Below are 9,332 nucleotides of genomic sequence, written 5' to 3'. Positions count from 1 at the left end.
GATTGCGTCATTGCGTAGAAGTCCCGGGGTAACGCTGACGACTCATGGCACCTCCTATTTGGGCCTCATTATGAGGCTTGGAGGTGTCTACGAAACCAGGGGCGATTCACTCAGCGCCCCCGCTTCTTCTTGGACGGCGGCGGCTGCAGGGCTGCCATGCCTTCGCGCTTCTCGACCAGGAAGTCAATCAAAGCGCGCACCTTGGCGGGCATCTGCGTGCGGGTCGGCGCGTAAATGTAGAAACCCGCGAAGGGCTTGCACCAAGGCTGCAGCACACGCACCAGAGCGCCTGACTCCAAATGTCGCTGCACGGCAATGTCGATGTGCTGGATAAGGCCCACGTTCTGCAATGCGGCGCGGATCATGCCGTCATCGTCGTTCGTGATGACGCTGCCCTTCGGCTCTACCGTGAAGGCGTGTCCGTCTTCTTCCGGTCCAGTGAATTCCCATGGCAGGATCGCACCACCCGGCATCCGAAACCGCAGGCAGTTGTGCTGCGCTAGATCGGCGGGGGTGACCGGTTGTCCATGGCGCTCGAAATAGGCGGGCGTGCCCACCACCGCCAGTTCCAGCGCCGGCGTGATCGGCACGGCCACCATGTGCTCGGCCAGACTCTCGCCGACGCGGATGCCTGCATCGCAGCCGTCGGCCACGATGTTGGCCAGCGCATCATCGGCAACCAGCTCCAGTTGGAGTTTAGGGTAGCGGGAGCAGAACTCCTCCAGATGCGGCTCCAGCAGGGTTTTGGCCGCCACGCGGGAAGTATTCACCCGCACCAGACCCGAAGGTTCATCGCGTGCGTCATGCATGGTGCGCACCGTGCGTTCCACTGCAGTCAGCGCCGGATACCACACGTCATAGAGCCGCTGGCCTTCCTCGGTCAGCGACATATCCCGCGTCGTGCGGTACAGCAGCTTGACGTTCAGACGCCGTTCCAGTGCCTTTACGTTCTGCGACAGGTTGGCCCGGGAGACCCCCATCTCCGCTGCCGCCTTGGTGAAGCTGCGATGGTGGGCTACATGGGCGAACCAGGCCAGGGAAGGAAGCAACGACGGATCCATGCGGCGCTCATTGTCAATTTTAGAATACAACTGTAATCCAGATTGATGGCTATGAGGAGTCAAATGTTCGGCCTAGAGTGTATCCATTGATGCTTGATCGAACATCCCTCGAAGGGCGGTGATCAAGCAATTCACTCAGCGGCCCACTAAGGAGCGCACCATGCAAAGTATCAAGATCCAGACCACCTACTGGGACATCGCAGCGAATCTGTACTTCCCCCCGAGCTTCGACAAAACCAAGAAGTACCCGGCTCTCATCAGTGCTCATCCCATCGGCAGCTGCAAGGAGCAGACATCGGGCAACGTCTACGGGGAAGCCCTGTCCAAGGAAGGCTTTGTCGTCATTGCCTTCGACGCCAGCTTCCAGGGCGCCAGTGGTGGCGAACCGCGCTTCATCGAAGACCCGACGCTACGTGTCGAGGATTTCCGAGTGGTCTGTGACTACCTCGTGACGCTGCCCTATGTGGATGAAGAGCGCATTGGCGTACTCGGCATCTGCGGAGGCGGCGGCTACGCCATCAACGCGGCCATGACCGAGCGTCGTATCAAGGCTGTGGGGACCGTCACAGGCGCCAACTACGGCCGTGTGATGCGCGAGGCCTTCAGCGGCTTTGACCCCATCGGCGCACTGGAGGCCATGGCGAAGCAACGCACGGCTGAAGCCCGGGGCGCTGCGCTGCGCGTGGATGATCTGCTGCCGCTGTCTCCCGAAGCTGCCAAGGAAGCTGGCATCAAGGACATCGACATGGTCGGTGCCACCGACTACTACCGTACCGACCGCGGTCGCTCGCCCAACGGCCTGAACCGCTCGTTGTTCTCACATCAGACTGCAGCCATCGGCTGGGATGCTTTCCACCTGTGCGAGACCTTGCTGACGCAGCCCCTGATGGTGGTAGTCGGTGACAAGGTCGGAGGGTTTGGCGCCTATCGCGACGGCTGCGAGATCGTCGGTCGCGCAGCCTCGAAGAAGAAGGAACTGGTGGTGGTTGAAGGCTGGTCTCACTACGACCTGTACGACAAGCCGGAACCCGTGAGTCAAGCGCTGGCCAAGCTGGTTCCTTTCTACAAGGAAAACCTGTAAGGCCTAGCTTAGCGCCTGTTGAGGATGAACCAGCCTTCGGCCCTGCCGGGAACGGCGGGGCCGATTCATTTGGATAACTACACCATGACCATCAAAGTTTTGATCCTAGGCGCCAGCGGCCAGATTGCCCGCCATGCAGTGCAGATGCTGGGCGAGCGTAAGGATGTCGAGCAGACCCTGCTTGTGCGCGATCCCAAGAAACTGACCAGCACCGAACCCTCCAATGCCAAGATTGCGATCGGCGATGTGATGGACAAGACACTGCTGCCCCAACTCATGGAGGGGCAGGACGTGGTCTATGCGAACCTAGCGGGCAACGTGGACAAGCAGACCGCGCACATTCTGGCGGTGATGAAGGCCAAGAGTGTCAAGCGCTTGATCTTCGTGAACTCGCTGGGCGTCTACGACGAAGTGCCAGGCAAGTTTGGCGAATGGAACCGCAATGAGATCGGACAGTACTTGCCGCCGTACCGCGTGTCCGCGGATCTTATCGAGGCCTCGGATACTGACTACACCATCCTGCGCGCCGCATGGCTGCAGGACGAGGATGAAGTGGACTATCAGATCACCAACCGCAATGAGCCTTTCAAGGGGACGGAAGTGTCGAGAAAGAGTGTGGCCGCGCTGGTGACCGAGTTAGTGATGAGCCCCAGCCTACTGGTTCGTGCCAATGTGGGGGTGAACAAACCCAACACAGACGGCGACAAGCCCGCTTTCATCGAATGAGAAAAACCATGACCACCTCGCACTGGATTCTTACCGCCGTGGCACTGGCGTTGCTGGCAGTGTTCGCCTACCTATATGCCGTGACCTGGATTGAAAGCCACCAGGCCCGGCAACTGGAAGGCAAGCAGCTCTACGCTTCGACTTCTACGGGTACTTCACGCTCGGCGGTGGTGTATTTCTCGCGCTCGGGTAATACCGCGCTGGCCGCGCGCCATGTGGCCCAACGGCTTGATGCGAAACTGTTCACGCTGGAAGCGCCCAGCTACGAGTTGGGCATGGGGGGCCTGGCGTATGCCGTCATGGATGCGAATGCCCGCAGGTCGAAGCCTGAGGTGTTGCCGGGCACCACCCCGCGCACCATCGACCTCAAGCCTTTTGATACGGTGTGGATCGGCTCGCCCGTATGGCTGTACAGCCCCGCGCCGCCGATCTGGGCGTTTGTCGAGCACAACCGCTTCGACGGCCAGCATGTGGTGCTGTTCAATACCTTCAACAGCCATATCGGCGATGACTACATCGCCGCGCTCAAGACCAAGGTGCTGGAGCGTGGTGCCAAGTCCTTCGAGCACAAAAGGGTGCTGCGCGGGCGCATGACGCAGCAACTCAAGTCCGAGCAGATGCTGCAGGTGATTGATGAAGAATGGTTTGCTGCTGATACTGAGCGTGATTGCGAGCAGCATGTTTTCCCTGAATCGACCTTGGTTTCGTAGAGGCCTCGAACGGCTGCAAAGGGTCGATAGCTGTCCCTCGGGGCAGGCAGTGAGCCGCCTAAACGGAACGTATTGTGAAGAACAGCAAAAAAACCTGGGTTGATTCATTTACTAACCCAAAATCGCCAACGTCTAGTTTGCTGTTTTGGAGCTGTTTTGGAGCCGCAACAAGCTGAGCAAGTGAAGCCCAGTGATTTTGCTGGGCTTACTTCGTATTGCGCGGGCTGCAGCAAGGCTGTGGAAGATTGCGAAATCACACTATGCGCAGAAAGAAGCGCTGTGAAAGTACAAAACCTCGTTGAGCAACAGCAGAGGCTCGATCAGGACCTGATGGTGTATGTGAGTTGCGAAGATCCAGAGGTGGAGCCCGTTCGAATATGGAGACTTTCACCCTATTCGAAGTTCTGGTTTTTCAGGACTTCTTATGTTTACAGGGGCATGGAAAATCCACCCGTGGCGACGGCGCGTTCGATTACCGTCCGCGCTATCGGGTCGCTTCGAAAGCCTCATGGTATTGCACATCCCCTTCAGGTATTTCCCCTGCCAATGCCAGGGCCTGGAAGTATTCAGGCGGAACGCCAGGCAGCCTGAGTCCGGCCTGGGCCAGGAATCCGAAACGCCCATAGTAGGCTGGCTCCCCCAGTACCACGCAGCCAGCCGCACCAAGGTGGCGCAGTCGAGCGAGCGCGGCGTTCATCAACGCTGAGCCGATGCCCTGCTGCTGACGATCGGGGCTTACCGAGACAGGCCCGAGGCCATACCAGTCGGTTGTTCCAGGCGTGATCGTGACGGGGGAGATGGCAAGATGACCAATGATCACACCATGCTCCACGGCTACCAGAGACACGGGCAGTCGATTGGCGCGTCGCAGTGCGTTGACGATGAAGTGCTCGGTATGACTCGAGTGTGCGGCGTTCGCAAACGCCGCCTCCGTCACGCGGGCGATGGCATCGATGTCATCGGGCTGTTCGCAGCGGATTGTGATGTTCATGCAGATATTTTTCCTGGTGCCTTCGTCGAGCAGGTTGCGAAGCGCCTCGAACAATGGCGTGGCATCGGTGTATTTCTTGCCGTAGCCCAGATTGAATGCGTAATCGAAGTCTGGCGGGTTCTTGCCTTGATTGTGCTGGAGGATGGTCTCCAGCTTGTCCAGCGCCTTGACCGCCCTGGCTTCGGGTGACTGTGCATATTCATAGTCTTCCCAAAGCGCCAGGATTTCAGCTTTCAATGTTTCATCCAGTGCCTGAGTCAAGAGCAGGAGGTCGTTGCGCTCTTGTTGGCTTTTATTGGGGTATGCCTGCTTGCTGACAGCTGGGATATCGCCATTGATAGCCTCTCCCAGGTCGTGGATGACGCACAGCTTGAGCATTTTCAGCTTGTCGAGACCGGCCAGTTGCTCCTCGAAAACCATGGCCATCAAGCAAAGACGCCAGCTATGTTCAGCTGTGCTTTCGGTACGGCCGGAAGAAGTATGTGCGCTTCTGAGCACATCCTTGAGTCTTTCCGCTTCGCTCAGGAAGGCGAGGCGTCCTTTGAGTATTTCGATATCCATGGTTTCCCCAGGCACGGTCGGCGAGCGGCAGGCAGTTCGTCTCGAGTCGAGATCAGCCTAGAGCCGAAGGCAGTCAACGTCCACGCATAAAATATGCGGGCAGGCTGCACTGACCTCGCTCAGAGTGTTTCCACCAGGCGTGCGGCCGTTCCATCCGAGAGCGGGATGCGTGTCCAGCGGCAGTGGCTTTGGCTGATGGGGACGAGGTGGGAATCATTGGCGCCGCTGGAAAACTCCAGCGCAGGAGGCGCCAGGCGTTCCCGCCACCCCAACCCGTCCAGCGCTAGCTCCTGCTCAATGATCTGCGCCGTCGCGAAGCGCCAGAGGGACTGGCCAAGCAACTCGCTGAGCGGGCGGGTGAACTGGGCTGCGCGTGAGGGCGAACATGCCAGCAAGCGGTGTGTCAGGTCGCAAATCAGGTGGACTGGCCGTGTACTTTCCCTGACCAGCCGAGCCAGGGCCTGGTCGGAGGCCGCATCGAGGCGAGCGGCGAGGAGTCTCTCCAGGGTTTCGCGTGCGCTCGGGTCCAGTGCCAGCGCGCCACTTTCCCAGCGCGAAACAGTCGATTGGGTGACGTTGAACAACGTCGCCGCATGGGACTGCTTGACGCGGTGCAGCAGGCGCCATCGCCTGAGTGCAACACCTGGTAATTCCAGCCTTGGCAGCATGTGCGACATGAAGGGTCCGAGAGAGAGCGGGGCGGCGAGTGTGGGTCATGCCCGGCCACCCTGCAAGTTGGCTGGATGGAAGGGGGCGTGCCTTGCATGGCGGCGTCGGGCAGAGCCAGCCCGACGCTCGCTCTGCCTTCTTCCTTCACTGCAACGTCGTGGGTTTCAGCCCTTCTGGCGTTTGTGTCATGCCTGGTTCCAGCTTGGCGATGATTCGCGCCAGGCTCTCGGCCCTCTCACGGTCTCCCGATGCCTTCAATCGCTCAAGATCCCGACGCAAGTTCAGCAGGCATTTCTGTAGCCCCAAGGCAGAGGTGTCGTATTCATTGTCCATGTCGTTCTCGCGTTCCTTGGCATCCATGCCGTTTCAAGAAAGACAAGACGGTATCAGCTCAATCGGGGGGTAAATACTGATTATTCATACACCGCAGTGTGGGAGTCTGAAACCTCCTACATCGCTATAAGACCGATCCTACATAGTGGCTAGCAGAAGTGTTTCCAGCCGATTCAACAAGCATTCGCTGCCAGACCCTGTCGGACGGGAGCTGGCAGCGAATGGGCGGTATTGCCCATCAGGCTTTTTCGCCCGTTCATGGTCGAGTCCTCCTGAAATGATATGTAGCAAATACCTAGCGGTGATCCACGTCGATGAAGGCCGCTGAAGCCTCCTGCTCGAGCCAGCGCACCACCACGGCGGCGGCCGAACCGGGTTCTGGCGCTTGCGCCGCGAGCAGGTGGAAGCCTGCGGGCGTCTGCAGTTCGTGGTGTTCAAGGGCGCACACCAGGGTTCCGGCGCGAAGTGCATTCTCTACCAGCAGGCGGGGTACCAGGGCGATCCCCATGCCTTGCTCGGCGGCCTCGATGGCGAGGATGGTCTGGGAAAACACCGGGCCGTGGACGCGCTGGCCGGGTTGGCCGTGGTGGTCGAGCCAGCGTCGCCAGTTGTCGTGGCTATCAGAGATCAGCGGCACCCCGGCCAGGTCGCTGGCCTGCTGCCAACGCCGCTCGCCGCGAAGCGCCGGGGCGCATACCGGAATGGCCAGGCCAGGCAGCAGGGGCAGGGCGTAGGCCTCGGCGAAGGGCGGCGTACCCCAGCGCACGGCCAGATCGACAGCGCCTTTGCCGCTGAGTGGGCGGGTGCTGTCGGAGGCGTCGATCATCAGCGCCACCTGCGGCTGGGCTCGCGCCAGTTGACCCAGGCGTGGGATCAACCAGCGGCTGGCGAAGGCGGGGGTGGTGCTGAGCAGGACCTGACCGGGATCGGCCTGCTCGTCGCGCTGCAGCAGCTCACGGGTGGCATCCTCGAGGATGTCCAGGGCCAGGCGTACCCGCAGCAGGTAGGCGGCGCCTTTGCGGTTGGTCCGCAGGCCACGGGGCAGGCGTTCGAACAGCGGTCGGCCGAGCTTGTCCTCAAGTGTCCGGACCTGCTGCGCGACAGCGCCAGGGGTAACATGCAGCTCGTCGGCGGCGGCGCGGAAGCTGCCCAGCCGGGCGGCGGCCTCGAAGGCCGCCAGGTGGTTGACGATGGAGGGGGCGGTACGTCGCCCGGTGGCGCTCATCCAGTAGATTTCCTGCTGGCTGCTGCCAGTATTTGTGAATGGTGCATGGCACCGGATTCTGGCTTCATGAGGCCTTTCGATCAATCCCCCGAAGGAGCAGCGCATGTCTTCCGAAAAAGTCGCAATCATCACCGCCGGCGGCAGTGGCATGGGAGCCGCCGCCGCCCGGCGATTGGCCGCCGATGGCTTCAAGGTGGCGATCCTGTCGTCGTCCGGCAAGGGCGAGGCGCTGGCCGCCGAGCTGGGTGGCCTGGGGCTCACAGGCTCCAACCAGTCAGTAGAGGATCTGCAGCGTCTGGTCGATGCCGTGATGCAACGCTGGGGACGGGTCGATGTGCTGGTCAACAGCGCAGGCCATGGCCCGCGCGCACCGGTCCTCGAGCTCAGCGACGAAGACTGGCACCGCGGCATGGAGGTGTATTTCCTCAACGTAGTGCGCCCGACTCGATTGGTGACACCGATCATGCAACGCCAGCAGGCCGGCGCCATCATCAACATTTCCACCTTCGCCACCTTCGAGCCAGATCCGGCCTTCCCCACCTCCGGGGTGTTCCGTGCCGGGTTGGCGGCGTTCACCAAGCTGTTCGCCGATCGTTACGCCGCCGAGAACATCCGCATGAACAACGTACTGCCAGGGTTCATCGACAGCTTGCCGGAGAAGGCGGAGTTTCGTAGCCGCATTCCCATGGAGCGGTACGGCAAGGCCGAAGAGATTGCCGCCACCATCAGTTTCCTGGCGTCTGACGGCGCGGGGTACATCACTGGGCAGAACCTGCGGGTCGACGGCGGCATCACCCGTGCGGTGTGAGCTGACGGGCGTGCGTCATGCGCCGGGGCCGGTCTGCTAGCATCGACGCTTTTCGCAGCCAGGGAGAGGCTAGTGAAGTACGTCGTGATTGCACTTCATCGCAGTGAATATCCAAGGCCCATCACCTTTGCCCGGGGAACCTGGCTGCAGATCGGCCAGCGCTACGAGGGGGAGGAGGACTGGGAGGACTGGTACCTGTGCAGTTGTGCCGGGCAGACGCCGGGCTGGGTGCCGGTCCAGGTGATCGAGCGGCTGGGTGTCGATCGAGGCAGGGCGTTGGAAGCCTACAGTGCCCATGAGCTGGATATCGACCCAGGGCAAGTGGTGGAGGGGCTGCGGCGTCTCAATGGCTGGTTGTGGTGCCGCAGCCTGCGCAATGACGAGTTGGGATGGTTGCCGCTGGCGAAGCTGCGCCAGCTTGCCTGATTCAACCGCCGGCCAGGACCTGCGCGCAGTCCAGGACCCGGGCGTAGTCCATGGCCAGGTTGGCCAGCGACAGGGCGTGCACGTCCTCTGCCGGCCATCGCCGTCCCTGGGCATCGTGCAGGTCGAAGGTGTAGCAGGCGTCCGCCACCACCACGGTGTCGAACCCCAGGTTGCCGGCACTGCGCGCGGTGGCTTCCACCGAGTTGTTGGTGATCACCCCGGCGATCACCAACTGCTCGATCCCACGGACGTGCAGCCAGCGCTCCAGGCCGCTATGGGCGAAGGCGTCGGGCACGTGCTTGTCGAACAGCGCCTCGTTGACCTGCGGGCTGAATGCGGGTTGGAACGCGCAGCCGGACTGTCCGGGCCAGAACACCGAGGCAGGGTCGCGTGACACATGCCGTACATGGATCACTGGGCGTTGCCACAGGCGCCAGGCCGCCAGCAACTCGCCCAGGCGCTGCTCGGCTTCGGGGTTGTTGCGCCGGCCCAGGCGAGGGTGATTGATGCCGGCCTGCATGTCGATGATCAACAGGGCAGCGTTGGGGGCGAATGCGCTCATGGGCGGTGACTCTCCTTGGCAGGCCGGTGGCTTTTTCGGCTTCCGATACTGCAAGAAAACGGCATCGATGCACAGCGCATGCGTACCTTGCAGTGGCTGGCGCCGCTTCTGTGCTCATTGGCGCATCTGGTAGTTGCAGGTAGGTGGCTGTGGGGGATCTATTCGTTTTGTTGCACTCA

Annotated in this window: 11 protein-coding genes; 5 read left to right on the top strand and 6 right to left on the bottom strand. The window is 61.3% G+C overall.

What is annotated here, in order from left to right; all coding sequences use genetic code 11:
* Window positions 1-110: 110 nt before the first annotated feature.
* Window positions 111-1,061, bottom strand: a complete 951-nt coding sequence (locus tag F3J43_RS01055; RefSeq protein WP_166882968.1) for a LysR family transcriptional regulator — start codon at window positions 1,059-1,061, stop codon at window positions 111-113.
* A 160-nt stretch (window positions 1,062-1,221) separates the two neighbouring features.
* Between F3J43_RS01055 and F3J43_RS01050 the strand changes: the two genes are divergently transcribed.
* From F3J43_RS01050 to F3J43_RS01040, 3 genes are all read left to right on the top strand, one after another.
* A complete protein-coding gene (locus F3J43_RS01050; protein ID WP_166882967.1) occupies window positions 1,222-2,142 on the top strand; it encodes an alpha/beta hydrolase in 921 nt (306 codons plus the stop codon).
* Window positions 2,143-2,226: 84 nt separating this feature from the next.
* Window positions 2,227-2,868 (top strand): SDR family oxidoreductase, encoded by a 642-nt coding sequence (locus F3J43_RS01045; RefSeq protein ID WP_166882966.1) that lies wholly within the window; start codon window positions 2,227-2,229, stop codon window positions 2,866-2,868.
* An 8-nt stretch (window positions 2,869-2,876) separates the two neighbouring features.
* Window positions 2,877-3,578, top strand: coding sequence for a flavodoxin family protein (locus tag F3J43_RS01040; protein ID WP_205297557.1), 702 nt, complete (start codon window positions 2,877-2,879; stop codon window positions 3,576-3,578).
* A 484-nt stretch (window positions 3,579-4,062) separates the two neighbouring features.
* On the opposite strand, the gene F3J43_RS24400 is transcribed toward F3J43_RS01040, so the two are convergent.
* The 4 genes from F3J43_RS24400 to F3J43_RS01020 all read right to left on the bottom strand — a co-directional run bounded on the left by F3J43_RS24400 (window position 4,063) and on the right by F3J43_RS01020 (window position 7,357).
* The gene (locus tag F3J43_RS24400; protein WP_166882965.1) at window positions 4,063-5,130 is read right to left on the bottom strand and encodes a bifunctional HD family hydrolase/N-acetyltransferase; all 1,068 of its coding nucleotides are present in this window, start codon (window positions 5,128-5,130) and stop codon (window positions 4,063-4,065) included.
* A gap of 119 nt (window positions 5,131-5,249) precedes the next feature.
* Window positions 5,250-5,807 (bottom strand): helix-turn-helix domain-containing protein, encoded by a 558-nt coding sequence (locus F3J43_RS01030; protein WP_166882964.1) that lies wholly within the window; start codon window positions 5,805-5,807, stop codon window positions 5,250-5,252.
* Between the two features lie 136 nt (window positions 5,808-5,943).
* Entirely contained in the window at window positions 5,944-6,159 is a 216-nt protein-coding gene (locus F3J43_RS01025) for a hypothetical protein (protein ID WP_205297556.1), read from the bottom strand.
* A gap of 268 nt (window positions 6,160-6,427) precedes the next feature.
* Entirely contained in the window at window positions 6,428-7,357 is a 930-nt protein-coding gene (locus tag F3J43_RS01020) for a LysR substrate-binding domain-containing protein (RefSeq protein ID WP_166882963.1), read from the bottom strand.
* Between the two features lie 103 nt (window positions 7,358-7,460).
* Between F3J43_RS01020 and F3J43_RS01015 the strand changes: the two genes are divergently transcribed.
* Both F3J43_RS01015 and F3J43_RS01010 read left to right on the top strand, forming a co-directional pair.
* Complete coding sequence (locus F3J43_RS01015; RefSeq protein ID WP_166882962.1) at window positions 7,461-8,165, top strand: SDR family oxidoreductase; 705 nt, start codon at window positions 7,461-7,463, stop codon at window positions 8,163-8,165.
* Between the two features lie 84 nt (window positions 8,166-8,249).
* Entirely contained in the window at window positions 8,250-8,591 is a 342-nt protein-coding gene (locus tag F3J43_RS01010; RefSeq protein ID WP_205297555.1) for an SH3 domain-containing protein, read from the top strand.
* A 1-nt stretch (window position 8,592) separates the two neighbouring features.
* Here F3J43_RS01010 and F3J43_RS01005 read toward each other — a convergent pair whose 3' ends face one another.
* On the bottom strand, window positions 8,593-9,153 hold the full coding sequence (locus F3J43_RS01005) for a cysteine hydrolase family protein (RefSeq protein WP_166882960.1): 561 nt from the start codon (window positions 9,151-9,153) through the stop codon (window positions 8,593-8,595).
* Window positions 9,154-9,332 lie beyond the last annotated feature (179 nt).

The organism is Pantoea sp. Cy-639 (assembly GCF_011752525.1).
GTDB lineage: Bacteria > Pseudomonadota > Gammaproteobacteria > Pseudomonadales > Pseudomonadaceae > Aquipseudomonas.
The sequence above is the reverse complement of the archived record's forward strand: the minus strand, read 5'-3'. Positions and strand labels throughout refer to the sequence as shown.